Here is a 23,446-nt window from a genome sequence, read left to right as displayed (position 1 = left end):
CTTATCTCTCCACCAGTGCCATTTTGCCGTTGAACCAGTTCATGAACAGCGACGTCAGAATGCTGAGGGTGAGGTAGACGGCAATCCAGATGACCACGACTTCGATCGACTGGCCGGTCTGGTTGAGCGTCGTACCGCCGACGGCAACGAGATCCGAGAAGCCGACGGCGATTGCCAGCGATGAGTTCTTGGTCAGGTTGAGATACTGGCTGGTAAGTGGCGGGATAATGATGCGGAAGGCCTGCGGCACCACGACGAGGCGGGTGACGGAGGATGGATGCAGGCCGAGTGCGCCTGCCGCTTCCGACTGTCCCTTCGGCACGCCCCGGATACCGGCACGCACGATTTCGGCGATGAAGGCCGCGGTGTAGAAGGAGAGCGCCAGGAACAGCGACATGAATTCCGGCCCGACGACGGAGCCGCCGGTCAGATTGAACTTGCCCGCGACAGGAACGTCGAAGGTCATCGGCAGACCCGCCGCCAGGAAGGCCAGGATCGGCAGGCCGGCGATCAGTCCGATCGACACCCAGATCGTATGGAACTGCTTGCCTGTTGCCGCCTGGCGCTTGTGCGCCCAGCGGGCGATGATCACCGTGGCGACGATGCCGATCACCAAGGCTGCGAGGACAGCCCACATGCCGGTATCGAAGATCGGCTTGGGAAAGGCGAGGCCGCGATTGTTCAGGAACATGCTGAACGGCAGATGCACGGATTCGCGCGGCTGCGGCAGCACGGCCAGAACGCCGGAATACCAGAAGAAGATGACCAGCAGCGGCGGGATATTGCGGAACACCTCGACATAGACGGTGCACAGCTTGGCGATAAGCCAGTTATGCGACAGACGTCCGATGCCGACGATAAAGCCGATGATCGTCGCGGTGATGATGCCGGTGACGGCAACGAGAATGGTGTTCAGGATGCCGACGACGAGCGCGCGGCCATATGTCGAATCGCTCGAATACGGGATCAGCGACTGGCCGATCTCGAAGCCGGCGCGCCCATTGAGAAATGCGAAGCCAGATGCCGTATTGCTGCGCTGCAGGTTGAGCGCGGTGTTGTGAGCGACCCATGCCACGAACAGCACCAGCAGAAGTACGGTCAGAACCTGGAAAAATATGCCCCTGAATTTGGGGTCGTAAAGTGCCGACTGGAGCGTCCAGCGGCTCTCCGGCAAAGGTGTCGTGTGCACAGCCTCTTGCGTCATGCCGAGCCTAATCCCCTATGTGCCCGTTTTTGGGCTTTTTTCTTTGGAAGACGGAAAGGCGGTTTCCCGCCTTTCCGGCATTTATATCAGAAGCTTAGCGAACCGGCGGTGCGTACTGGATGCCGCCCTTGTTCCACAGCGCGTTCAGACCGCGTGCGATCTTCAGCGGGCTGCCCTGACCGACGTTGCGTTCAAAGACTTCACCGTAGTTACCAACGCCCTTGATGATGTTGTAGGCCCACTCGTTGGTCAGGCCGAGGTCGGTACCGATCTTGGTATCGGCTTCGGTGCCGAGGAAGCGCTTGATATCCGGGTTCGGCGAATTCTTCATCTCGTCGACGTTTGCCTGGGTGATGCCGAATTCTTCAGCGTTCACGAGGGCGTAAGCCGTCCACGAAACGATGTCGAACCACTGGTCGTCGCCCTGGCGCACTGCCGGGCCGAGCGGCTCCTTGGAGATGATCTCCGGAAGGATCATGTGCTCGTCGGGGTTCTTCAGCGTCAGACGCAGCGAATAGAGGCCGGACTGGTCGGTCGTGTAGACGTCGCAACGGCCGGAATCATAGGCAGCGTTGACTTCTTCGAGCTTCTCGAAAACAACCGGATTGTATTGAAGGTTGTTGGACTTGAAGTAGTCGGCGAGGTTGAGCTCGGTCGTGGTGCCGGACTGTACGCAGACAGCGGCGCCGGAGAGTTCGAGAGCCGACTTCACGTTCAGGCTCTTGCGAACCATGAAGCCCTGACCGTCGTAATAGGTGACCGGACGGAAGTTGAAGCCGAGAGCGGTGTCGCGGTTGATCGTCCAGGTGGTGTTGCGCGAGAGGACATCGACTTCGCCCGACTGCAGAGCCGGGAAGCGGTCCTTGGCGGACAGAGGCGTGTACTTGACCTTGGTCGGGTCGCCGAAGACGGCGGAAGCGACGGCCTTGCAGAAATCAACGTCGAAGCCGGCCCAGTTGCCGGATGCGTCAGGCTGCGCGAAACCCAGGAGGCCCGAGTTGACGCCGCACTGAACGAAGCCCTTTGCCTTCACGTCTTCAAGAGTGGTTGCCGAGGCCGCATGGGCGCCAAGAGCGAAAACTGCTGCGCCGACGGCGGCGGACAGGAGCTTAATCTTCATTTTTCCCAACCTTTTATCTGTTGTCTTATGTTTTTGTGGGAGGAGAGGCGAAGAAAACCCTGTCCCCCCAATTTCTCGACACCCTCCCGGCGCGAGTGGTTCTATCACAGTCGCAAATGCCAATACGGTCAAGTGTCGCGGCTAATAAATGCGGCAAAATTCGGCATTTTGGCAAAATGCGCCGTTCTGATAGGCAGTTGGGTAGTATTTGGGCAGTGTTTTGCGGAAAAATACCGCGCAATTCACTGATATATCTGCGAAAGTAACGTTCCGGGTAATTTTCGGCCCGTCGCGGCTACGGGGTTGACCCGACTTTTCCTGAGGTCCAAAACTCGCCCATTGCATCCCTCGCCAAAGGCTATTTCAGACTATGAAAGACAAAGACGGTCTCCTGCAGAACGCCGGTATCAACACCCGCCTCTCGCATATCGGCAACGACCCTTCGGAATACCACGGTTTCGTCAATCCGCCCGTCGTGCACGCATCGACGGTGCTGTTTCCGAATGCCAAGGCGATGGAAACACGCGGGCAGAAATACACCTATGGCACCCGCGGCACGCCGACCACCGATGCGCTCTGTGAGGCGATCGACGCGCTCGAAGGTTCCGCGGGCACGATCCTCGTGCCGTCGGGTCTTGCTGCCGTCACCGTGCCGTTCCTGGCGTTTCTGTCTTCCGGCGATCACGCGCTGATCGTCGATTCCGTCTACACGCCGACCCGCCATTTCTGCGACACCATGCTGACGCGCATGGGCGTCGAGGTCGAATATTACGACCCGGCGATCGGTGCCGGCATCGAGCAGCTGTTCAAGCCGAATACCAGGCTCGTCCATACGGAAGCGCCCGGCTCGAACACGTTCGAGATGCAGGACATTCCGGCGATCGCCGCGATTGCCCACAAGCACGGCGCCGTCGTTGCCATGGACAATACCTGGGCCACGCCCGTCTATTTCCGCCCGCTCGATTTCGGCGTCGATATCTCGATCCACGCGGCAACCAAATATCCGGCCGGCCATTCCGATATCCTGATGGGCACCGTCTCGGCCAATGCCAAGCATTGGGAGCAGCTGAAGGAAGCCAACATCACGCTCGGCATCTGCGGCGCGCCCGATGACGCCTATCAGGTTCTGCGCGGTCTGCGCACCATGGGCATCCGTCTGGAGCGCCACAATGAAAGCGCGCTGGCTCTCGCCAAGTGGCTGGAAGGCCGGGAAGAGGTGGCCAAGGTGCTGCATCCGGCACTGCCGAGCTTCAAGGGTCACGACATCTGGAAGCGTGACTTCAAGGGCGCCAGCGGCATCTTCTCCTTCGTGCTCAAGGTCGATTCCGCCGAGCACTACAAGGCGAAGGCGCATGCCTTCCTCGATGCACTCAGCATCTTCGGGCTTGGCTGGTCCTGGGGTGGCTTCGAATGCCTGGCCGTTCACGTCAATCTGAACGACCGCCGTATTGCCAAGGCGCCGGAAGGCGGTCCGCTGATCCGTCTGCAGATCGGTCTCGAAGACGTGGCCGATATCAAGGCCGATATCGAGCGGGGCTTTGCGGCGGCCAAAGCCGTCTGATCAGCCGAGCGGCCGGTAGCGGTAAATCCAGTCGAGATCCGCCGCGAGGCTTTGCGGCGGTTTCATCGACAAGACGATATCACGCCCGATCCTGACAGGGCCGCGGGCGTGATAGGCAAAGCGGTTGAATGCGCCGCGCTTGCGGATCTTGGCAATCCGCGGAGCGCGATGCGCCTCGAAGCGGGGCAGGGCTTGCTCGATGGGATTGCTGCCCAGAAAATAAGCTAGCTCATAGGCATCTTCGATCGCCATGGCCGCGCCCTGGGCGGCGAACGGCATCATAGCATGCGCGGCATCGCCGATCAGCACGCGGTCGCGCCCGTTCTGCCACGATCCCTCAGATACCTCATAGAGCGGCCAATAGGTCGGCTCGATATTGCGAAGCAGGGACAGAGCTTCGGGATGCCAGCCGCGGAAGCGTGAACGCAAAGTCTCCAGCTGGTGACTCGCCGCGCCACTATCCCACCGCTCGGTGTTTTCATTGCCGCTGGTGATGGCGACGAGATTGAAGCTCGCCGTTTCCTTCAGGGGATAGCAGACGAGATGCACCGATCCACCGAGAAACGCCGAGACGCTGTTCCTGTCGAGAAAGTCAGGCGCTGCGGCGGCTGTGATCGTGAAGCGATAGGCGATGTTGCCGGAAAATCGGGGCGAGGGCGAACCGTCGATCGCGGCTCGCGTCTTCGACCAGACGCCGTCCGCGCCGATCAGCACGCCTGGGCCATTAGACGGCAAGCGTGCGGATTCGATTGGAGTACCAAGGTGCAGCTGGCAGAGCGGATTGCCGCGCACAGCATCCAGAAGGACGCGCTGAAGCGTTGCACGGTGTAGGACACCGTAGGGAGCATCCCATCGCTCACGGGCGAAACGGCCGGCGGGGACGGCAGCGAGCTGCCGCAACGTGTCGCCCGCAACGAGCCGGATCATTTCCGGCTCGAGCCAGCATTTCTCGATCTCGCCGAGAACGCCGAGTTCACGGAGGATGCGCGATGCGTTGGGGGAAAGCTGCAGGCCGGCACCGACCTCTGCCAGTTCGCCGGCCTGTTCGAAAATATCGGAACGGATGCCCCGTTTGGCCAGCGCCAGCGCGGCTGTCAGGCCCGCAATTCCTGCGCCCGCAATGGCGGCGTGCTCGACCGGCATCGTTTGTCCGATCTTCAGGAGAGAATGATCAGGCGACCTTCACATGGAAGACGCAGCCGGCCGGGTTCGTCTGGTTGGCCTTCAGCGCGCCATTGAAACGAAACAGCGTCGAGCAATAGGAACAGACCTTTTCGTTGTCGTCGCCCATGTCGATGAAGATATGGGGATGGTCGAACGGCACGGATGCGCCGGTGCACATGAATTCCTTCACGCCGACTTCGATCACGCGGTGTCCGCCGTCGTTCTGGAAGTGAGGAATGCTGTGGCCGGCCATGTCTGTCTCCGAATGCTTTGAAATTTGGCCGGACATTACCGTCCTTCGCCGCAAATGTGTAGAGCCAAAGCGCCGCAAGCCGCATGGTTTTTTGCCCGCCGGGGTTCACCTCGCGGCAGCGATAAAATATGGTCCGGCGCAAACAGGGGCCTGCCTTTATGAATTTGAATACGCCTGCATTCTCCAGCTTCACGCATGATGGCCTGAAACTCGCCTATTTCGACGAAGGCGACCCGAATGGCCCGCCGGTCCTGCTCATTCACGGCTTTGCCTCGACGGCGAGCGTCAACTGGGTGCATCCGGGCTGGCTGAAAACGCTGGGCGATGCCGGTTACCGCGTGATCGCCATGGACAACCGCGGCCACGGCGCCAGCGACAAGCCGCATGACGCCGAAGCCTACCGCCCGTGGATCATGGCGGCGGACGCGATGGCGCTTCTCGATCATCTCGGCATCCCCGAAGCAAACGTCATGGGCTATTCGATGGGTGCCCGCATTTCGGTCTTTGCGGCGCTCGCAAATCCGTACCGCGTCCGCTCGCTGGTGCTTGGCGGCCTCGGCATCGGCATGACCGATGGTGTCGGCGACTGGGACCCGATCGCGGACGCGCTGCTGGCGCCGTCGCTCGAGACCGTGACCCACGACCGCGGCCGGATGTTCCGCGCCTTTGCAGAGCAGACCAAAAGCGATCGTGAGGCGCTGGCCATGTGCATTCGCGGATCCCGCGATCTCGTCGCCCGCGCCGACATGGCAAAGATCGAAGCGCCGACGCTGATTGGCGTCGGAACAAAGGACGACATTGCGGGTTCGCCTCAGGAACTTGCCGCCCTGATGCCGAATGCCGAAGCGCTCGATATCCCGGGCCGCGACCACATGCTGGCCGTCGGCGACAGGGTTTTCAAGAAAGCGGTTCTGGAGTTTTACGAGAAAGTCGCCTGACGGTGACATGCCGCTGTTGAGCGGATATTCACGGAAAAATCATTCTAGAAAGCGCTGGCGGCCCGACCCATTTATGTTACAGCCGTTTTGCTCTATACACTGACGTTCCCACGGGAAATGAGGAGACCGGTAATGGTCGCGACGACAGACATTCGTCCTCTTGAAGCTGCAAGCCCGCTCAAGGTGATGGATCCGATCTGGGACAGCCTGCGCGAAGAAGCGCGCATTGCTGCCGAGAAGGATCCGGTACTGGCGGCTTTCCTTTATTCGACGGTGATCAATCACCGCTCGCTGGAAGAATGCGTCATCCACCGTATCTGTGAACGCCTCGACCACCCGGACATGCAGGCAACGCTGCTGCGCCAGGCCTTCGATGAAATGCTGTCGGACTGGCCGGAATGGAGCGACATCCTGCGCGTCGATATCCAGGCGATCTATGACCGCGATCCCGCATGCCTCCGCTTCATGGAAGCCGTGCTCTATTTCAAGGGCTACCATGCCCTGCAGACGCATCGTCTGGCCCATTGGCTGCTGAACCGTGGACGCCGCGATCTGGCGCTCTATCTGCAGAGCCGTTCGTCCAGCGTCTTCCAGACGGATATCAATCCGGCGGCGCGGATCGGCAGAGGCATCTTTCTTGATCACGCAACCGGTCTCGTCGTTGGCGAGACGGCCGTGATCGGCGACAATGTTTCGATCCTGCATGGCGTGACGCTCGGCGGTACCGGCAAGGAAGGCGCAGACCGCCATCCGAAAATCGGCAGCGGCGTGCTGATCGGAGCCGGGGCGAAGATCCTCGGCAATATCGAGATCGGCTACTGCTCGCGCGTTGCTGCAGGCTCTGTTGTCTTGAAGGCCGTTCCGCCGAAGACGACTGTCGCAGGCGTGCCGGCGAAGGTCGTTGGGACCGCAGGGTGTTCGGAGCCGTCGCGGGTCATGGACCAGGTGATTGGCGCGGATATCTGAGCCGGTCATATTCGCAGAGGCTGAAAAAGCTGGCGAAAATCGCAAGGGGAAAGCCGGGCACGTTGGCTTGTCTCAACCTTTACAGCGCCACTTTTCGTGTGCAAGAAGCGGCCACCAGAGACCGCTAGGAGATCAAGTGTGAAGCCCGAAGAACTCAAGAAGCTCGACGCCTACTTCAAGAAAACGCTCAACCCGGAGATCGTCGTGAAGGCGCGCCCGCGCAAGAACGACTCGGCTGAAGTTTACCTCGGCGAGGAGTTCCTGGGTGTCGTCTATGTCGACGACGAGGACGGTGACCGCTCCTATAACTTCTCGATGGCGATCCTCGACGTCGATCTCTGATCCGGCGCCGATTGACATTGCGTGACGGGCCGCTTTTGCGGCCCGTTTGCGTTTTATGGCACGCAATCGGTCCTCAACGCTGGATCGCGCCGCTCTCTGCTCCATTTTAGTGATTGCGAATGCGATCAATCATCATGGAGGCCTGGGACATGGGAATTTTCGACAAGATCAAGCACGCGATTTTCGGGGAGGCGAAAGCGGCTCCCGTTACGGCGGCAGCCGCGCCAAAGGCTGAACCGGCCGCAACTCCAGCCCCGCCATCAGCAGCGCCCGCAGCTGCGTCTGCCGCCGCGGCACCCGCACCCGCGGCTTCCGCTGCGCCAAAGGCGGCCGCGGCTGCCGTCGATATCGTCCCGATCCTCGATGCTGCGGTGAAGAAAAGCGGCCAGAAACTCGACTGGCGCCGCTCGATCGTCGATCTCATGAAGGCCGTCGGCATGGATGCAAGCCTTGCCGAGCGCAAGGAACTGGCCGCCGAGCTTGGCTATTCCGGCGACACGGGCGACTCCGCCAAGATGAACATGTTCCTGCACAAGGCGCTGATGAAGAAGCTCTCCGAGAATGGCGGCAAGGTGCCCGCCGATCTGCTCGACTGAGCCGGTAAACGCAATGTATTGCGAGGCTTCGCTGGCTACCGGCGAAGCCTCTGGTTGCGCCTGACTGATATATGTCTGCAAAATCAACGATCGACGTACGTTCATCTTTTTTCGGACAATAGGCGGCATCGTGAATGCACGCATGAGTCGTTTTGCATCGCACAAAATCTCTTGACTCCTGATGGTTTGCGGCTACCATTTTTGCTGCAGAGCCGAAGAGGAGGATGCGCATGTTCAACTTTGACGATACGAGCCGCAAGAGCAAGGAAGCCATGGACACGATGCTCAAGAGCTATTCGGATAGCGCCAAGGGCTTCCAGGCAATTGCCACCGAAGCCGTCGAATATTCCAAGAAATCGTTTGAAGACACGGTCAGGCATTTCGAAGCGCTGTCGGGCGTTCGCAGCATCGAGGCTGCCTTCGACCTGCAGAGCAGTTTCGTGAAATCGTCCTATGAAAGCTTCGTCGCCGAAGCCACCAAGATGGGCGACATGTATTCCGACCTCGCCAAGGGCGCCTACAAATCCTACGAGGCGCAGGTTCCGGCCCCGGTCGTGAAGGCCGCGAAAGCTGCCGCACAGGCGACGCCCGCCGCTGCCTGATTCCATGCGCCCTGTGGCGCACCCCTTGAAAAACGAAGACCGGCTACGCACTTGCGGCCGGTCTTTTTTGTTTTCTGCTCTGTTCAAGAAATAGTCCGGGACTTTTTTGGCGTTTGCGTCAAGTCCTGCGGAATTGTGATTGCAGTCGGGAACAAGGGGCTTAAAATCGCAGCATTATGAACTAAGTTAGTGTTTCAGATATTCGGTGGGTAAAGCATCCTCCCATGCACCATCGGACTGATCGAGGAATGAATGAAAATGATCGCAAAGCCGATCCGGATGCAAAACGATGGCGAAAGGAACGGGGACAACGGAAATCGCGGAACCTCGGTCATTACACGTACGAAGCCGAAGACCAAGAAGCCTAATCTCTACCGCGTGCTCATCCTGAATGACGACTACACTCCCATGGAATTCGTCATCCACATCCTGGAGCGGTTTTTCCAGAAAGATCGCGAAAGTGCCACCCGCATCATGCTCCATGTCCATAACCACGGCGTCGGCGAGTGCGGGATATTCACATACGAGGTAGCGGAAACGAAGGTGAGCCAGGTGATGGACTTTGCCCGGCAGCATCAGCATCCGCTGCAATGCGTCATGGAAAAGAAGTGAGGATCACAACGTGCCAACATTTTCGCCTAGCTTAGAAAAGGCGCTCCATCAGGCACTGACCTTTGCCAACGAGCGGCATCACGAATATGCGACGCTCGAGCATCTGCTGCTCGCCCTTGTCGACGACTCCGATGCGGCCGCGGTCATGGGTGCCTGCAACGTCGATCTCGACGCGCTCCGCAAGACACTGATCGAGTATATCGACAATGAACTCTCCAATCTGGTCACCGGCTATGACGAGGACTCCAAGCCGACATCCGGCTTCCAGCGCGTCATCCAGCGTGCCGTGATCCATGTCCAGTCGTCGGGCCGCGAAGAAGTGACGGGGGCAAACGTCCTCGTCGCGATCTTTGCCGAACGCGAAAGCCACGCCGCCTATTTCCTGCAGGAGCAGGAGATGACCCGCTACGACGCGGTCAACTACATCTCGCACGGCATCGGCAAGCGGCCGGGCTCGTCGGAAAGCCGCACCCCGCGCGGTGCCGAGGATGAATCCGAGAGCAAGCCGAGCGCATCGCGCGGCGGCGCAGAGGACGATACCGCAGGCAAGAAGCAGCAGGATGCCCTGAAGGCCTATTGCGTCAATCTCAACGAGAAGGCCAAGACCGGCAAGATCGATCCGCTGATCGGCCGTCATGCCGAAGTCAGCCGCACGATCCAGGTTCTGTGCCGCCGTTCGAAGAACAACCCGCTTTATGTGGGTGATCCAGGCGTCGGCAAGACGGCGATCGCCGAAGGTCTCGCCAAGCGCATCGTCGAAGGCAAGGTGCCGGAAGCCCTCGCCGACGCGACGATTTTCTCGCTCGATATGGGCACGCTGCTGGCCGGCACCCGCTATCGCGGCGACTTCGAAGAGCGTCTGAAGCAGGTCGTCAAAGAGCTCGAGGAATATCCGGGCGCCGTGCTGTTCATCGACGAAATCCACACCGTCATCGGTGCGGGCGCCACGTCGGGCGGCGCCATGGATGCGTCGAACTTGCTGAAGCCTGCTCTGTCTTCCGGTGCGATCCGTTGCATCGGCTCGACCACCTACAAGGAATATCGCCAGTTCTTCGAAAAGGACCGGGCTCTGGTTCGCCGCTTCCAGAAGATCGACGTCAATGAGCCGTCGATCGATGATGCGATCGAAATCATGAAGGGCCTGAAGCCTTATTTCGAAGAATATCACCACCTGCGTTATTCGAACGACGCCATCAAGTCGGCTGTCGAGCTGTCGGCCCGTTACATTTCGGACCGCAAGCTGCCGGACAAGGCGATCGACGTCATCGACGAGACGGGTGCAGCCCAGATGCTGTTGCCGCCCTCGCGCCGCCGCAAGCTGATCACCGAAAAGGAGATCGAAGCGACGATCGCGACGATGGCTCGCATCCCGCCGAAGACCGTGTCGAAGGATGACGAAGCCGTTCTTGCCAATCTTGAGCAGGAACTGCGCTCGGTGGTCTATGGCCAGGATACAGCAATCGAAGCTTTGTCGACTGCGATCAAGCTGGCGCGTGCCGGCCTGCGCGAACCAAACAAGCCGATCGGCTCCTACGTCTTCTCCGGCCCGACAGGCGTCGGCAAGACCGAGGTCGCCAAGCAGCTTGCCTCGTCGCTCGGCGTCGAGATGCTGCGCTTCGACATGTCCGAATACATGGAGCGGCACACGGTTTCGCGTCTGCTCGGTGCACCTCCCGGCTATGTCGGCTTCGACCAGGGCGGTCTTCTGACCGACGGTGTCGATCAGCATCCGCATTGCGTGGTTCTTCTCGACGAAATCGAGAAGGCGCATCCAGACATCTACAACATCCTGTTGCAGGTCATGGACCACGGTACGCTGACCGACCACAACGGCAAGAAGATCGACTTCCGCAACGTCATCCTGATCATGACGACCAATGCGGGCGCATCGGAGATGGCCAAGGCTGCCTTCGGCTTCGGCTCGTCCAAGCGGTCGGGCGAAGACGAGGAAGCGCTGAACCGCCTCTTCACGCCGGAGTTCCGCAACCGTCTGGATGCGATCATTCCGTTCGCATCGCTGCCGACGGCTGTGATCCACAAGGTCGTCCAGAAGTTCATCATGCAGCTGGAAGCGCAGCTTTCCGAACGCAACGTGACCTTCGACCTGCATGAGGATGCGATCGCCTGGCTGGCGGAACGGGGTTACGACGAGAAGATGGGCGCCCGCCCGCTGGCTCGCGTCATCCAGGACGTCATCAAGAAGCCGCTCGCGAACGAAATCCTCTTCGGCAAGCTGAAGAAGGGTGGCGTGGTTTCCGTTACCGTCGGTCCGAAGGAAGACGGCAAGCCGGGTATCGTGCTCAATTCCGTTTCGGAACTGGCACCGATCAAGCCGAAGCCCGAGGCTGAGGTCATCCATCCCGACGCCGATGGCGAGGATGATGGCGAGCTGAAGACCAAGCCGAAGAAGGCAACGGTCAAGAAGGCCAAGGCCCAAGCCGAGCCGGAAGTGAAGGCGGCGCCGAAGAAGAGCAGCACGGTTCCCAAGGTTCCGCGCAAGAGCTGATCGTCACCGTCTGGTGAATTGAAAAAGGCCGCAGTGATGCGGCCTTTTTTGCGCCTGCCGGTGCGTGTTTCAGAGCGGCGTGTAGTCGATCTCCAGAAAGTCCTCGACCTCCGGAACCCAGCGGTCGCGCACGAAGGCGGTATGCGCCGGGTGGACATTATAGGCGTCGTAGCCCGCCTGGTTCTCGAATTCCATCGAGAAGCCGAAGGTGAAGGCGTTCTTGCCGCTGGTCTGCCGCAGCTGCTCGAAATTGCGCACGCTCGGAATGGCCGCAAGCGTCAGTGCTTCGGTGAGGAAAGCCTTTTCCTCTGCCGAGCCGGCTGGATGCTTCAGGCGGAATGCCACCGTATGACGGATCATCTTTATCTCCAGGTTCTGCTGCAGCTCAGGCGAGTTCGGCCCTGATCTTCTCGGCGTTGGCGGCGAGCACCGCGCCGTCTTCCATCGTGCCGGAATGCGGCTTCAGCGCCACGCCGTCATGGCGCGGGATGACGTGGAAGTGCAGGTGAAAGACGGTCTGTCCGGCGGCCGGTTCGTTGAACTGGCAGACGAAGACGCCATCGGCATCGAAGGCTTCCTGCACCGCATTGGCGATCTTCTGGACGACGGTGATCGAATGCGACAGCGCTGCCGGATCGGCGTCGAGAATATTGCGCGACGGCGCCTTGGGAACGACGAGAACATGGCCCGGCGCCTGCGGCATCACATCCATGAAGGCAACCGTATGATCGTCTTCATAGACCCGGTGCGAAGGGATTTCGCCGCGCAGGATCTTGGCGAAGATGTTGTTGTCGTCATAGGCGGCGCTGGTCATGGTGAAATCTCCTCGTGTTTGCAATCGGGTAGCGCGGTGACGGCGAGTGCGTCAATCCTCCTGCTGCCGCTCTCCCTTGCGGAACGGGCTGTGGTCGGTGAGGATCTCGTTCATGTGCTCGACATCCTCACGTTCGCGCTTGAGATAATCGGCGATCGCACGGCGCAGACCGGCATGGGCGACATAGTGGGCGGAATGCGTTGTCACCGGCAGGTAACCTCTGGCGAGCTTGTGCTCGCCCTGCGCTCCGGCCTCGACGCGCTTCAGGCCCTTGGCGAGGGCGAAATCGATCGCCTGATGATAGCAGACCTCGAAATGCAGATAGGGGTGATCCTCGATGCAGCCCCAGTGGCGGCCGTAGAGTGTGTCGCCGCCGATGAAGTTGATAGCGCCCGCCACATAGCGCCCCTCGCGCTTGGCCATGACAAGCAGGATATCGTCCGGCATCCGCTGGCCGATCAGCGAATAGAATTCACGGGTCAGATAGGGCCGGCCCCACTTGCGGCTGCCGGTATCCATATAGAAGGAAAAGAACTGGTCCCAGATCCGTTCGGTCAGGTCGCTGCCGGTCAGCCAGTCGATGCTGATGCCGTTTTCCAGTGCTGCGCGGCGCTCCTTCTTCAGTGCCTTGCGCTTGCGTGACGCCAGCGTTTCCAGGAAGGCGTCGTGATCGGCATAGCCTTCATTGATGAAGTGGAACTGCTGGTCGGTGCGATGGAGATAGCCGTCGGTCTCGAAGACCGAGATCTCATCCTCGGGCACGAAGGTGACATGCGCAGAGGAGACGCCGAGCTGACGCACGACTTCCTTCAGGCTCTCGGCAATCACGCTCTGAACCTGACGCCGCTCAAAACCCTCGGCAACGAGCAGCCGCGGGCCGGTTGCCGGTGTGAACGGGATCGAGCATTGCAGCTTCGGATAATAGCGCCCGCCGGCACGCTCGAAAGCATCCGCCCAGCCATGGTCGAAGACATATTCTCCCTGGCTATGGTTCTTGAGATAGCCGGGCAGGGCGCCGATCAGTTCTCCCTTGTCTGTCTCCAGAAGCAGGTGATGGCCGAGCCATCCGGTCTCTGCCGTTGCAGAGCCCGATTCTTCGAGCGAGGAGAGAAAGGCGTGAGACAGGAACGGATTGTACGGGACGGTGTTTGCCGTTTTAGACGTCCCGGAAAGCCGTGACCAGCTCTCCGGGGAAATCGCGGTAAAGGACCGTTCGACGCGGATCGATAGTTCATCAGTCATGGAGCAAAAGACGAGGCCGTTGGGGGAGGAAAGTGGCTCCCTTCCAGTCTGCGCATGATCTTGTCCAAAAAGCGAGCATCAAACCGAAGCGCGGGGATCAAAGCCTTCAAAAGTCATTTGATCTGCATTTTCGAATGTATGCTTGCGGGCCTTCTCGTCGCGCACGGTCCAGGTGATCACAGGGATACCCTTGTCGCGCTGGCCGGAGATGAACGGATTCGGCAGATCGGCGAAGAAATAGGAGATGAAATCGAGGCCGAGCGCCATCGCCTTCTCGTGAACCTCGAATTCCTCCGGCTTGTTACCGCCAGCCGTCAGGCCGACGGGGTAGGGCGCCTTCAGCTCCTTCAGGTCGCGCAGCAGCCAGTGGTCGAAGCTCATCAGCGCAACCTTGCCCTGGTAGCCTTCCAGCACCTCGAGCACGGTCTCGGCAAAGCCCTCGTCATCTGCTTCACGGCCTTTGAGCTCGAGCACCAGCGGAACCTTGCCCTGTACGAGATCGAGCAGCTGCTTCAGTGTCGGGATCTTGTCGGCGGTACCGCCGACGGAAAGCAGACCGAGCTCCTTGGAGGTCCGCTCGCGGATATCGCCCGGCATGTTGCAGAGGCGCTCGAGATTCTCGTCGTGGAAAACGATCGGAACGCCGTCGGAGGCGTAATGCAGATCGCATTCGATGGCGAAACCCGCCTCGACGGCGCGCGAAAACGCCGTCAGCGTGTTTTCCCAGACGAGCTTGTTGGTATCGTGATAGCCGCGGTGAGCGACTGGCAGTTCCTTGATCCAGGCGGCGGAGGTCATGTTATGCGATTTCCATGATGGCATCGATTTCAACGGCGGCGTTGAACGGCAGCGCCGCCATGCCGACGGCAGCGCGCGCATGCTTGCCGGCGTCACCCAGAACATTGGCGATCAGGTTGGATGCGCCGTTGATGACGAGGTGCTGCTCGACGAATTCAGGTGCGGAAGCGACGAAGCCGTTGAGCTTGATGACGCGCTTGATACGGCCGAGGTCGCCGCCGAGTGCGGCACTGGCCTGCGCCAGGATGTTGATAGCGCAAAGCTCAGCGGCGCGCTGACCCGCGGCAACGTCGACATTCTTGCCGAGATGGCCGGTGACGGCGACTTTGCCGCCTTCCATGGGGAGCTGGCCGGAAATGTAGAGAAGGCTGCCGCTGATCACATAGGGAACATAATTGGCAGCCGGAGCAGCGGCTTGCGGCAGGGTTATCCCCATTTCCTTGAGTTTTGCGGCAATCTGGTCGGACATTTTCGCCTCCACTTTCATTGTCAATGCTTCAAAAATTATGCATCAAGACTAGAATGTTGCGTATGACAGCTTCCAGCCTCGATTTGGCCGAAAGCGTTCTTATAACATCGCGGCCGAGTCCAACAGGAGATAATGGATGTTCCGATCGAGTCTTGCCGCTCTGCTTCTCGCAAGCGTTTCCGCACCGGCCCTAGCCGCCGCGCCCGCGGCGGGCGCTGCGATCGCGTCGGGCCTCGTGGCGCATCGCGCGATCTACGATCTCGAACTCAAGGACGCATCCGAACGTTCAGGCATCGCCGGCATGTCCGGCCGAATGGTCTATGAATTCAACGGCAGCTACTGCGAAGGCTTCACCACGAATTTCCGTTTCGTGACGCAGATCGATACGGGTGAAAACACCCGGGTCAGCGACCAGCAGACCAAGACCTTCGAGAACATCAAGGACCGCAAATTCACCTTCGAGACCAAGTCTTTCACCGACGACCAGTTGGACAAGGAAGTCAACGGCGCGGCAAGCGACAAGCCGAATGGCGTGACCGTCGACCTGACGAGCCCGCAGACGAAAGAATTGCAGCTGGCGGAAAGCCGCTTCCCTACGGAACACATGCTCGACGTGATCGAGAACGCCAAGTCCGGCAAACGCTTCTTTGAGGCCCGCGTCTTCGACGGATCCGATGATGGCGACAAGGCGCTGGCGACCACGACCGTCGTCGGCAAGCAGATTAGCCCCAAGGCGGGCGACGAAGCCGATGCAGGCAATGCCGGCGCCTTCGCCAAGCAGGCGTTCTGGCCGGTGACGATTTCCTACTTCAACGAGAACAGCAAGACGGACGCCTTGCCTGTCTACCGGATGTCGTTCAAGCTCTACGAGAACGGCATTACCCGCGATCTCACCATGGACTACGGTGATTTCGTCCTGACCGGCAAGCTCGCGAAGCTGGAAATGCTCGACAAGAAGCCCGAGACCTGTAAGTAGCTGAATAGCCGCTTCGACGCGGCAGGTCTTTTTCCGGGGGAGGATGGCATGACCTGCATGCCAGTGAAAATGCTTGCTTCTTCGGTCATTGCGCTCGCAGCCTTCTGCGCAGCCATGCCGGCATTTGCTGCCGATTGCGGCGAGACGCCAGCGTCCGGCGTTGATTGGAGCAATTGCAACAAGAAGAACCTTATGCTCGAATCGAGCGACTTCGAAGGCGCCAACCTGGCCGATGCCGACCTGTCGCAAACGAGCCTCAAGGGTGCCAACCTGACATCAGCCAATTTCGAAAAGGCGACCCTGATCCGCGCCTGGCTCGAGAATGCCAAGGCCGACGGCGCGAAATTCGACAAGATAGAAGCCTACCGATCGGTGTTCCAGAGCGCATCGGCGCAGAAGGCATCCTTTGCCGCGGCCGAGTTGCAGCGTGCCGATTTCACCGGTGCACAGTTGTCAGGCGCCAGCTTCGAGAAGGCGGAGCTTGGCCGCACCAACTTCGCCAAGGCGACGCTCAGCGAATCCAAGTTCGCGCTGGCAAACCTGTCGCGCGCCAATCTGGTTGGCGCGACGCTTGGCGGAAAGGTCAGTTTCGACCGCGCCTTCATGTATCTGACGCGCATCGAAGGCGTCGACCTTTCGACAGCGACCGGGCTGGAACAGGCGCAGATCGATCTCGCATGCGGCGACGCCACGACGAAGCTGCCCTCGGGGCTGAAGGCTCCCACAGATTGGCCGTGCCCCGCAGAGCCCAACTGATGCCAGTAACGCCCGGCGCTCATATCTCCGGGCGTCGGTTTTTTCAGAGAAACCCTTGCAATCGAGGTGAATCGACTGTAAGGGCACCCGCATTCCACACGTAAGGCATGGGATTGTCCGGGAGAAATCCGGATTGTTCCGCCCGGTGGCATTCTCGAAGAGGATGCTGTTCGCCTTGCGGAGGTTCAACCGGAAAAGGATAACAAGGCATGGCATTGCCCGATTTCTCTATGCGCCAGCTCCTCGAAGCAGGCGTCCACTTCGGCCACCAGACGCACCGCTGGAACCCGAAGATGAAGCCGTACATTTTCGGCGATCGTAACAACATCCACATCATCGACCTGGCTCAGACCGTTCCGATGCTGTCGCGCGCTCTGCAGATCGTCAGCGACACGGTTGCTCGTGGCGGCCGCGTTCTGTTCGTTGGCACCAAGCGTCAGGCTTCCGAGCTCATCGCTGACTCGGCCAAGCGTTCCGCTCAGTACTATGTCAACTCGCGTTGGCTCGGCGGGATGATGACCAACTGGAAGACGATCTCCAACTCGATCCAGCGCCTGCGCAAGCTCGACGAAATCCTTTCCAGCGATGCCTCCGGCTTCACCAAGAAGGAACGTCTGAACCTTGAGCGCGAGCGCGAAAAGCTCGACAAAGCCCTCGGTGGTATCAAGGACATGGGCGGCACGCCGGACCTGATGTTCATCATCGACACCAACAAGGAAAAGATCGCGATCGACGAAGCCAAGCGCCTCGGCATCCCGGTCGTCGCCATCATCGACTCGAACTGCGATCCGGACCTCATCGACTACCCGATCCCGGGTAACGACGACGCGTCGCGCGCCATCGCTCTCTACTGCGACCTGATTGCTCGCGCTGCCCTCGACGGCATTGCGCGTCAGCAGAGCTCGTCTGGCCGTGACCTCGGCGCTTCCTTCGAAGCTCCGGCCGAGCCGGCGCTCGATGAGACGGCTCAGGCCTGATAAACAAGCGGCGGATCTTACGGTCCGCTTTGCTTGACTGAATTGGGAAAAGGCCGCGCGAGACTTTGCGAAGTTCCGGCGGCCTTGACCTTTTCAGGCGAAGGCATCCGCCATTGCCTGACATGTTTCGTTATGGCGCGTCATTCATCACGCTGTCATACATACAGGTACATTTCGTGCCTCAATCCGGTGCCGCACGCGTTTCGCGGGCCACCGTTGAACCGACAAAGAGGAAGCTTATGACCGAGATTACGGCTGCACTGGTGAAGGAACTGCGCGAAAAGTCTGGCGCAGGCATGATGGACTGCAAGAAGGCGCTGCTCGAAAACAACGGCGACATCGAAGCATCGATCGACTGGCTCCGCGCCAAGGGCATCTCCAAGGCTGACAAGAAGGCTGGCCGCGCTGCTGCTGAAGGCCTGATCGCCATCGCCGGCGCTGGCCACAAGGCCGTTGTCGTCGAGCTCAACTCGGAAACCGACTTCGTTGCCCGTAACGACGCCTTCCAGGACCTCGTTCGCGGTATCGCCAGCGTTGCGCTTGCGACCGACGGCACGGTTGAAGCCATCGCGGCGGCGACCTACCCAGCATCCGGCAAGCCGGTTATCGACACCATCAAGGACGCGATCGCCACCATCGGCGAGAACATGACGCTGCGCCGCTCTGCCAAGCTCGAAGTCGAGCACGGCGTTGTTGCCACCTACATCCACAACGCTGCCGGCGACGGCATCGGCAAGCTCGGCGTTCTCGTCGCGCTGAAGTCGGAAGGCGACAAGGCTGTCCTGACGTCGATCGGCCGCCAGGTTGCCATGCACATCGCTGCGACCAACCCGCTCGCCATCCGTTCTGAAGAAGTCGATGCTGCTGTCGCCGAGCGTGAACGCAACGTCTTCATCGAACAGGCCCGCGAATCCGGCAAGCCGGAAGCGATCATCGAAAAGATGGTCGAAGGCCGCATGCGCAAGTTCTTCGAAGAAGTTGCTCTTCTCTCGCAGGCTTTCGTCATCAACCCTGACCTGACGGTCGGTGCTGCTGTCCAGGCTGCCGAAAAGGAAGCTGGCGCCAAGATCGAAGTCGTCGGCATGGCACGTCTCCTGCTCGGTGAAGGCGTCGAAAAGGAAGAGAGCGACTTCGCTGCCGAAGTCGCCGCTGTCGCCAAGGGCTGATAGCCTCTCTTACATGTGAAAACGCAAGGGCATCGCGTGACAACGCGATGCCCTTCGTGTATCCGGCAGTCAGCGGTGATAAACGAGGAGCCAAGATGTCGCGAGAGCCTGTCTACAAACGCGTTCTACTCAAGGCTTCCGGCGAAGCCCTCATGGGCAGCCAGGGTTTTGGCATCGACGTAGCGGTTGCGGACCGCATTGCTTCCGATATCGCGGAAGCCCGCCATATGGGCGTTGAAGTCGGCGTCGTCGTCGGCGGCGGCAATATTTTTCGCGGCGTTGCCGTAGCCTCCAAGGGCGGCGACCGGGTGACCGGCGACCACATGGGGATGCTCGCAACCGTCATCAATGCGTTGGCGCTGGCGACCTCGCTACGCAAGCTGAATATCGACACCGTCGTGCTGTCGGCTATCGCCATGCCGGAGATCTGTGAAAGCTTCTCCCAGCGCGCGACGCTCTATCACCTGTCGCTTGGCCGCGTGGTGATTTTCGCCGGCGGTACTGGCAATCCCTTCTTCACCACCGATTCGGCTGCAGCACTGCGCGCCGCCGAAATGGGCGCAGAAGCGATCTTCAAGGGCACGCAGGTTGACGGCATCTATTCGGCTGATCCGAAGAAGGTCCCCGATGCGACGCGCTTTGACCGCCTGACCCACAAGGAAGTGCTCGACAAGGGCCTTGCGGTCATGGACGTGGCAGCCGTAGCGCTCGCCCGCGAAAATTCCATTCCGATTATCGTCTTCTCGATCCACGAGAAGGGCGGTTTCGCTGAAATCTTGACGGGCGGTGGTCTCAAGACCATCGTATCCGACAACTGACAAAGACGGCGCCGCAAACACGGCGCGATTCCGACTGAGACGGGAGCATGACTATGAGCGAAGGCATCGACATCAAGGAAATCAAGCGCCGCATGGATGGCGCAGTTTCCTCATTCAAGAGCGATATCGCATCGCTGCGCACCGGCCGTGCCTCGGCCAACATTCTGGATCCGGTCACCGTCGAAGCCTATGGTTCGCGCATGCCCCTGAACCAGGTTGCCAACATCACCGTTCCCGAGCCGCGCATGCTGTCGGTCTCCGTCTGGGACAAGTCGATGGTCGGCGCCACTGACCGGGCAATCCGCGAATCGAACCTCGGTCTCAACCCGATCGTCGATGGTCAGAACCTTCGCATTCCGCTGCCTGAGCTCAACGAAGAGCGCCGCAAGTCGCTGGTCAAGGTTGCTCACGACTATGCCGAAAAGAGCAAGGTGGCGATTCGCCATGTTCGCCGCGATGGCATGGACGGCCTTAAGAAAGCCGAAAAGGACGGTGTCATTGGCCAGGATGAAAGCCGGGCGCAATCCGATCGTGTGCAGAAGATGACGGATGAGACGATTTCCGAAATCGATCGCTTGCTTGCCGAGAAGGAAAAGGAAATCATGCAGGTCTAGGCTTTCGCCTGCGCCCCAAGAGACCGGACGGGAAATGTCGGAACCAGCATTCGTGAGCATGCCAGAACATGTTGCCATCATCATGGATGGCAACGGCCGTTGGGCCAAGCAACGCGGCTTGCCGCGCGCCATGGGGCACCGCAAAGGCGTGGAGGCGGTCCGTGCGACCGTCCGCGCTGCCGGTGACGCTGGCATCAAGTATCTGACCCTTTTTGCATTTTCGTCCGAAAACTGGCGCCGGCCGGAGGCCGAGGTTTCCGACCTGATGGGCCTTCTCAAGGCTTTCATCCGTCGCGATCTCGCCGAGCTTCATTCGGAGAATGTCCGCATCCGCATCATCGGCGACCGCCACACGTTGCGCAGTGATATTCTCGACTTGCTGCTCGAAGCCGAAGAGACGACCAGCAACAATACCGCGCTGACGCTGGTCATCGCTTTCAACTACGGCTCGCGCGACGAGATGGCGAGAGCCATGGTCAGCCTTGCCAAGGACGTCGAGGCCGGCCGTCTGCGGACGCAGGACATTACGCCAGCGCTGATCAACGCCCGGCTCGATACGGCTGGCATTCCGGATCCGGACCTGATCATCCGCACCAGCGGCGAAGAGCGGCTGTCCAATTTTCTGCTCTGGCAGGCCGCCTATTCCGAGCTGATTTTCGTGCCGGAATACTGGCCGGATTTCGGACGCGAGCTGTTCTATTCGGCGCTTGAGAAATACGCCGCCCGCGACCGCCGCTTCGGCGGACTGTCGTCCCAAGCCGCGGCAGTGGGTACTTGATGCAGCAGGAACTGAAGCTTCGCATCATCTCGGGCATCATCCTTGCCATCATCGTGCTTGCGGCGACCTGGTACGGTGGCTTGGCGTTTCAGGCGCTGTCGGCGCTGATCGGGCTGCTGATCTACTATGAATGGTCGACGATCACCCGCCTTAGCGTCGAGCAGCCGGTTGCCAATGCCGCAGGCTGGGCCGGGCAGGGTGCTATCGCCCTCGCAATCCTCCTTGGCCGCTTCGATTGGGCCCTCGGACTTCTCCTGGCGGTTTTCATCGTCGCCATCGGCTTCACGCTGCTGCGGGGCGTCAGCCGCTGGTTTCCTGCAGGTGTCGTCTATGCCGGGCTGACGGGCATTGCCCTGGCCGAGATCCGTGGCGCCGATACCGGCGGCCTGCATGCCATGCTTTTCCTGTTTGCCGTGGTCTGGGCGACTGATATCCTCGCTTATTTCGTTGGCCGGGCAATCGGCGGGCCGAAGCTGGCGCCGAAGATTTCTCCCGGAAAGACCCAGTCGGGCGCGATGGGCGGCGCGGTCTCTGCTGTGATCGCTGGCAGCCTGATTGCCTATTTCCTGGTGCCTGAGGCCGATTGGCTGGTCGCCGCTGCGGTCGCGTTCATCCTGTCGGTCTGCAGCCAGGCCGGAGATCTCTTCGAATCCTTCATCAAGCGCCGCTTCGGCGTCAAGGATTCCAGCCGTCTCATTCCGGGACATGGCGGCGTCATGGACCGTGTCGATGGCCTGATTTTCGCCTGCTTTGCGGCTTTCTTGCTTGCAACGTGTTTTTCATTGATAAGAGGCGGCACAGCAGCGCCGCTTGGCGCGGCGTTGTTCGGACTTTGAATTCGCGGAAAGGCGGCGGAAGAAACTTATGGAAGGCTTGACCGGAATATTCGGCTTCCTGACGGGGTATATCATCCCCTTCGTCCTCGTTCTCTCGCTGCTCGTTTTCGTGCACGAGATGGGGCACTATCTCGTCGGCCGCTGGAGCGGCATCCGCATCCTGGCTTTTTCTGTCGGCTTCGGCCCTGAGATCATCGGCTTCAGCGACCGTCATGGCACGCGCTGGAAGATTTCCGCCATTCCGCTCGGCGGTTACGTGCGGTTCTTCGGCGACGAGGATGCATCGAGCAAGCCGGATGCCAGCGTTCTGAATGCCATGTCCGAAGAGGACAGGGCGCGGTCTTTCGCAGGCGCTAAGCTCTGGAAACGGGCCGCAACCGTGGCGGCGGGTCCGATCGCGAATTTCATCCTCGCGATCGCCATCTTTACCGTACTGTTTTCGATCTACGGCCGCTCGGTCGCCGATCCGGTCGTTGCCGAGGTCAAGCCGGAAAGTGCGGCTGCTGAAGCCGGTATATTGCCGGGCGACCTGTTGATCGCCATCGATGGCGGCAAGGTCGAGACCTTTGATGACGTGCGCCGCTATGTCAGCATCCGTCCGGAGCAGAAGATCGTCGTCAGCATCGAGCGCAATGGCGAAAAGCTGGACCTGCCGATGGTGCCGAAGCGCACCGACATGACCGACCAGTTCGGCAACAAGATCGAGATCGGCCTGATCGGTATCGTCACCAATCAGGAAGTCGGCCATTTCCGCGTCCAGACCTATACGCCGGTCGCTGCCCTGAAAGAGGGTACGATCCAGACCTGGCATATCGTTACCGGCACCTTCAAATATATCGGCAATCTCTTTGCCGGATACATGAAGCCCGACCAGCTGGGCGGCCCGATCCGCGTCGCTCAGGCCTCCGGCCAGATGGCGACGCTCGGCGTTGCTGCTTTGCTGCAACTCGCAGCAGTATTGTCCGTCTCTATTGGATTGCTTAACCTGATGCCTGTACCGGTACTTGATGGCGGGCATCTGATGTTCTATGCGATTGAAGCGGTGAGGGGAAAACCTTTAGGGTCCTCGGCTCAGGAAATTGCATTTCGCATCGGCCTGGCTATGGTGCTTTCGCTAATGGTTTTTGCCACCTGGAATGACATAAGCGCGCTAATTGGATAGCGCGTGCGGTGAGGGAAAATTACCGTTTATTTACGATGTTTCAAAGCTGTAGTGGCGAATGGGTCACGCTTCGAAATGAAGTAAACAGAAATTAACTTGCTACCTTGCTTGTATGTCAAAAGCGGGTAAAACGACACACGTGGCCGGAATCGGGTTCTCCCGGCGACGGGGACGAG

Annotated in this window: 26 protein-coding genes; 17 read left to right on the top strand and 9 right to left on the bottom strand. The window is 59.9% G+C overall.

Annotated elements, in window-relative coordinates; all coding sequences use genetic code 11:
• Window position 1: 1 nt before the first annotated feature.
• Together AC1DV9_RS18640 and AC1DV9_RS18635 are read right to left on the bottom strand one after the other, a co-directional pair.
• Window positions 2-1,204, bottom strand: coding sequence for an amino acid ABC transporter permease (locus AC1DV9_RS18640; RefSeq protein WP_112539574.1), 1,203 nt, complete (start codon window positions 1,202-1,204; stop codon window positions 2-4).
• Window positions 1,205-1,298: 94 nt separating this feature from the next.
• Entirely contained in the window at window positions 1,299-2,324 is a 1,026-nt protein-coding gene (locus AC1DV9_RS18635) for an amino acid ABC transporter substrate-binding protein (RefSeq protein WP_112388089.1), read from the bottom strand.
• A 370-nt stretch (window positions 2,325-2,694) separates the two neighbouring features.
• Between AC1DV9_RS18635 and AC1DV9_RS18630 the strand changes: the two genes are divergently transcribed.
• Window positions 2,695-3,885 (top strand): cystathionine beta-lyase, encoded by a 1,191-nt coding sequence (locus AC1DV9_RS18630; protein WP_477949653.1) that lies wholly within the window; start codon window positions 2,695-2,697, stop codon window positions 3,883-3,885.
• Here AC1DV9_RS18630 and AC1DV9_RS18625 read toward each other — a convergent pair whose 3' ends face one another.
• Entirely contained in the window at window positions 3,886-5,028 is a 1,143-nt protein-coding gene (locus AC1DV9_RS18625) for an FAD-dependent monooxygenase (RefSeq protein WP_477949652.1), read from the bottom strand.
• 28 nt (window positions 5,029-5,056) lie between these two features.
• Complete coding sequence (locus AC1DV9_RS18620) at window positions 5,057-5,302, bottom strand: zinc-finger domain-containing protein (RefSeq protein WP_477949651.1); 246 nt, start codon at window positions 5,300-5,302, stop codon at window positions 5,057-5,059.
• A gap of 158 nt (window positions 5,303-5,460) precedes the next feature.
• On the opposite strand from AC1DV9_RS18620, the gene AC1DV9_RS18615 reads away from it, so the two are divergent.
• The 7 genes from AC1DV9_RS18615 (at window position 5,461) to clpA (ending at window position 11,864) form a co-directional block, all read left to right on the top strand.
• The gene (locus AC1DV9_RS18615) at window positions 5,461-6,240 is read left to right on the top strand and encodes an alpha/beta fold hydrolase (RefSeq protein WP_477949650.1); all 780 of its coding nucleotides are present in this window, start codon (window positions 5,461-5,463) and stop codon (window positions 6,238-6,240) included.
• A gap of 132 nt (window positions 6,241-6,372) precedes the next feature.
• On the top strand, window positions 6,373-7,206 hold the full coding sequence (gene cysE, locus AC1DV9_RS18610) for a serine O-acetyltransferase (protein WP_477949649.1): 834 nt from the start codon (window positions 6,373-6,375) through the stop codon (window positions 7,204-7,206).
• A gap of 138 nt (window positions 7,207-7,344) precedes the next feature.
• A complete protein-coding gene (locus AC1DV9_RS18605; protein ID WP_477949648.1) occupies window positions 7,345-7,548 on the top strand; it encodes a DUF3126 family protein in 204 nt (67 codons plus the stop codon).
• A 149-nt stretch (window positions 7,549-7,697) separates the two neighbouring features.
• The gene (locus tag AC1DV9_RS18600; protein WP_477949647.1) at window positions 7,698-8,144 is read left to right on the top strand and encodes a DUF3597 domain-containing protein; all 447 of its coding nucleotides are present in this window, start codon (window positions 7,698-7,700) and stop codon (window positions 8,142-8,144) included.
• A gap of 230 nt (window positions 8,145-8,374) precedes the next feature.
• The gene (locus tag AC1DV9_RS18595) at window positions 8,375-8,746 is read left to right on the top strand and encodes a phasin family protein (RefSeq protein WP_112388097.1); all 372 of its coding nucleotides are present in this window, start codon (window positions 8,375-8,377) and stop codon (window positions 8,744-8,746) included.
• Between the two features lie 258 nt (window positions 8,747-9,004).
• Window positions 9,005-9,358: an ATP-dependent Clp protease adapter ClpS gene (clpS, locus tag AC1DV9_RS18590; protein WP_112388172.1), complete on the top strand. Its 354-nt coding sequence runs from the start codon at window positions 9,005-9,007 to the stop codon at window positions 9,356-9,358.
• A 10-nt stretch (window positions 9,359-9,368) separates the two neighbouring features.
• Complete coding sequence (gene clpA / locus AC1DV9_RS18585) at window positions 9,369-11,864, top strand: ATP-dependent Clp protease ATP-binding subunit ClpA (RefSeq protein ID WP_112388098.1); 2,496 nt, start codon at window positions 9,369-9,371, stop codon at window positions 11,862-11,864.
• A 69-nt stretch (window positions 11,865-11,933) separates the two neighbouring features.
• Here the strand turns inward: clpA and AC1DV9_RS18580 are convergent, their stop codons facing one another.
• The 5 genes from AC1DV9_RS18580 to AC1DV9_RS18560 all read right to left on the bottom strand — a co-directional run bounded on the left by AC1DV9_RS18580 (window position 11,934) and on the right by AC1DV9_RS18560 (window position 15,187).
• Complete coding sequence (locus AC1DV9_RS18580) at window positions 11,934-12,224, bottom strand: Dabb family protein (RefSeq protein WP_477949646.1); 291 nt, start codon at window positions 12,222-12,224, stop codon at window positions 11,934-11,936.
• A gap of 25 nt (window positions 12,225-12,249) precedes the next feature.
• Window positions 12,250-12,678 carry an HIT family protein gene (locus tag AC1DV9_RS18575; RefSeq protein ID WP_477949645.1) on the bottom strand — a complete coding sequence of 143 codons (429 nt, stop codon included), beginning with the start codon at window positions 12,676-12,678 and terminating at the stop codon, window positions 12,250-12,252.
• A gap of 51 nt (window positions 12,679-12,729) precedes the next feature.
• A complete protein-coding gene (locus AC1DV9_RS18570; RefSeq protein WP_477949644.1) occupies window positions 12,730-13,920 on the bottom strand; it encodes a GNAT family N-acetyltransferase in 1,191 nt (396 codons plus the stop codon).
• A 78-nt stretch (window positions 13,921-13,998) separates the two neighbouring features.
• Window positions 13,999-14,718: a glycerophosphodiester phosphodiesterase gene (locus AC1DV9_RS18565; RefSeq protein ID WP_112539557.1), complete on the bottom strand. Its 720-nt coding sequence runs from the start codon at window positions 14,716-14,718 to the stop codon at window positions 13,999-14,001.
• A 1-nt stretch (window position 14,719) separates the two neighbouring features.
• The gene (locus AC1DV9_RS18560) at window positions 14,720-15,187 is read right to left on the bottom strand and encodes a RidA family protein (protein WP_477949643.1); all 468 of its coding nucleotides are present in this window, start codon (window positions 15,185-15,187) and stop codon (window positions 14,720-14,722) included.
• A gap of 136 nt (window positions 15,188-15,323) precedes the next feature.
• Here AC1DV9_RS18560 and AC1DV9_RS18555 point away from each other — a divergent pair, with 136 nt between their 5' ends.
• The 9 genes from AC1DV9_RS18555 to rseP all read left to right on the top strand — a co-directional run bounded on the left by AC1DV9_RS18555 (window position 15,324) and on the right by rseP (window position 23,270).
• Complete coding sequence (locus tag AC1DV9_RS18555) at window positions 15,324-16,163, top strand: cell envelope integrity EipB family protein (protein WP_310299102.1); 840 nt, start codon at window positions 15,324-15,326, stop codon at window positions 16,161-16,163.
• 48 nt (window positions 16,164-16,211) lie between these two features.
• Window positions 16,212-16,919 (top strand): pentapeptide repeat-containing protein, encoded by a 708-nt coding sequence (locus AC1DV9_RS18550; protein ID WP_477942655.1) that lies wholly within the window; start codon window positions 16,212-16,214, stop codon window positions 16,917-16,919.
• Between the two features lie 209 nt (window positions 16,920-17,128).
• Window positions 17,129-17,896, top strand: a complete 768-nt coding sequence (gene rpsB / locus AC1DV9_RS18545) for a 30S ribosomal protein S2 (protein ID WP_112388105.1) — start codon at window positions 17,129-17,131, stop codon at window positions 17,894-17,896.
• A gap of 239 nt (window positions 17,897-18,135) precedes the next feature.
• Window positions 18,136-19,062 carry a translation elongation factor Ts gene (gene tsf, locus AC1DV9_RS18540; RefSeq protein WP_112388106.1) on the top strand — a complete coding sequence of 309 codons (927 nt, stop codon included), beginning with the start codon at window positions 18,136-18,138 and terminating at the stop codon, window positions 19,060-19,062.
• A 95-nt stretch (window positions 19,063-19,157) separates the two neighbouring features.
• Complete coding sequence (gene pyrH, locus AC1DV9_RS18535) at window positions 19,158-19,880, top strand: UMP kinase (RefSeq protein WP_112388174.1); 723 nt, start codon at window positions 19,158-19,160, stop codon at window positions 19,878-19,880.
• A gap of 53 nt (window positions 19,881-19,933) precedes the next feature.
• Complete coding sequence (gene frr / locus AC1DV9_RS18530; RefSeq protein ID WP_112388107.1) at window positions 19,934-20,494, top strand: ribosome recycling factor; 561 nt, start codon at window positions 19,934-19,936, stop codon at window positions 20,492-20,494.
• Window positions 20,495-20,528: 34 nt separating this feature from the next.
• Window positions 20,529-21,272: an isoprenyl transferase gene (locus AC1DV9_RS18525; RefSeq protein WP_112388108.1), complete on the top strand. Its 744-nt coding sequence runs from the start codon at window positions 20,529-20,531 to the stop codon at window positions 21,270-21,272.
• The gene (locus AC1DV9_RS18520; protein WP_112518619.1) at window positions 21,272-22,108 is read left to right on the top strand and encodes a phosphatidate cytidylyltransferase; all 837 of its coding nucleotides are present in this window, start codon (window positions 21,272-21,274) and stop codon (window positions 22,106-22,108) included. The genes AC1DV9_RS18525 and AC1DV9_RS18520 overlap by 1 nt, the downstream gene beginning before the upstream one ends.
• A gap of 28 nt (window positions 22,109-22,136) precedes the next feature.
• Window positions 22,137-23,270, top strand: a complete 1,134-nt coding sequence (gene rseP / locus AC1DV9_RS18515; protein ID WP_112518618.1) for an RIP metalloprotease RseP — start codon at window positions 22,137-22,139, stop codon at window positions 23,268-23,270.
• Window positions 23,271-23,446 lie beyond the last annotated feature (176 nt).

It is taken from the genome of Rhizobium sp. 01L410 (genome assembly GCF_056400165.1).
This window is presented reverse-complemented; position numbering and strand designations above follow the sequence as displayed.

Coding starts and splice junctions, on each gene's coding strand:
- AC1DV9_RS18580 (WP_477949646.1), bottom strand. CDS start 12,224: ATGATCCGTCATACGGTGGCATTCCGCCTGAAGCATCCAGCCGGCTCG.
- AC1DV9_RS18570 (WP_477949644.1), bottom strand. CDS start 13,920: ATGACTGATGAACTATCGATCCGCGTCGAACGGTCCTTTACCGCGATT.
- pyrH (WP_112388174.1), top strand. CDS start 19,158: ATGTCGCGAGAGCCTGTCTACAAACGCGTTCTACTCAAGGCTTCCGGC.
- AC1DV9_RS18630 (WP_477949653.1), top strand. CDS start 2,695: ATGAAAGACAAAGACGGTCTCCTGCAGAACGCCGGTATCAACACCCGC.
- clpS (WP_112388172.1), top strand. CDS start 9,005: ATGATCGCAAAGCCGATCCGGATGCAAAACGATGGCGAAAGGAACGGG.
- AC1DV9_RS18565 (WP_112539557.1), bottom strand. CDS start 14,718: ATGACCTCCGCCGCCTGGATCAAGGAACTGCCAGTCGCTCACCGCGGC.
- AC1DV9_RS18600 (WP_477949647.1), top strand. CDS start 7,698: ATGGGAATTTTCGACAAGATCAAGCACGCGATTTTCGGGGAGGCGAAA.
- tsf (WP_112388106.1), top strand. CDS start 18,136: ATGACCGAGATTACGGCTGCACTGGTGAAGGAACTGCGCGAAAAGTCT.
- frr (WP_112388107.1), top strand. CDS start 19,934: ATGAGCGAAGGCATCGACATCAAGGAAATCAAGCGCCGCATGGATGGC.
- rseP (WP_112518618.1), top strand. CDS start 22,137: ATGGAAGGCTTGACCGGAATATTCGGCTTCCTGACGGGGTATATCATC.
- rpsB (WP_112388105.1), top strand. CDS start 17,129: ATGGCATTGCCCGATTTCTCTATGCGCCAGCTCCTCGAAGCAGGCGTC.
- AC1DV9_RS18555 (WP_310299102.1), top strand. CDS start 15,324: ATGTTCCGATCGAGTCTTGCCGCTCTGCTTCTCGCAAGCGTTTCCGCA.
- AC1DV9_RS18520 (WP_112518619.1), top strand. CDS start 21,272: ATGCAGCAGGAACTGAAGCTTCGCATCATCTCGGGCATCATCCTTGCC.
- AC1DV9_RS18635 (WP_112388089.1), bottom strand. CDS start 2,324: ATGAAGATTAAGCTCCTGTCCGCCGCCGTCGGCGCAGCAGTTTTCGCT.
- AC1DV9_RS18550 (WP_477942655.1), top strand. CDS start 16,212: ATGACCTGCATGCCAGTGAAAATGCTTGCTTCTTCGGTCATTGCGCTC.
- AC1DV9_RS18575 (WP_477949645.1), bottom strand. CDS start 12,678: ATGACCAGCGCCGCCTATGACGACAACAACATCTTCGCCAAGATCCTG.
- AC1DV9_RS18625 (WP_477949652.1), bottom strand. CDS start 5,028: ATGCCGGTCGAGCACGCCGCCATTGCGGGCGCAGGAATTGCGGGCCTG.
- cysE (WP_477949649.1), top strand. CDS start 6,373: ATGGTCGCGACGACAGACATTCGTCCTCTTGAAGCTGCAAGCCCGCTC.
- AC1DV9_RS18560 (WP_477949643.1), bottom strand. CDS start 15,187: ATGTCCGACCAGATTGCCGCAAAACTCAAGGAAATGGGGATAACCCTG.
- AC1DV9_RS18620 (WP_477949651.1), bottom strand. CDS start 5,302: ATGGCCGGCCACAGCATTCCTCACTTCCAGAACGACGGCGGACACCGC.
- AC1DV9_RS18640 (WP_112539574.1), bottom strand. CDS start 1,204: ATGACGCAAGAGGCTGTGCACACGACACCTTTGCCGGAGAGCCGCTGG.
- AC1DV9_RS18595 (WP_112388097.1), top strand. CDS start 8,375: ATGTTCAACTTTGACGATACGAGCCGCAAGAGCAAGGAAGCCATGGAC.
- AC1DV9_RS18525 (WP_112388108.1), top strand. CDS start 20,529: ATGTCGGAACCAGCATTCGTGAGCATGCCAGAACATGTTGCCATCATC.
- AC1DV9_RS18615 (WP_477949650.1), top strand. CDS start 5,461: ATGAATTTGAATACGCCTGCATTCTCCAGCTTCACGCATGATGGCCTG.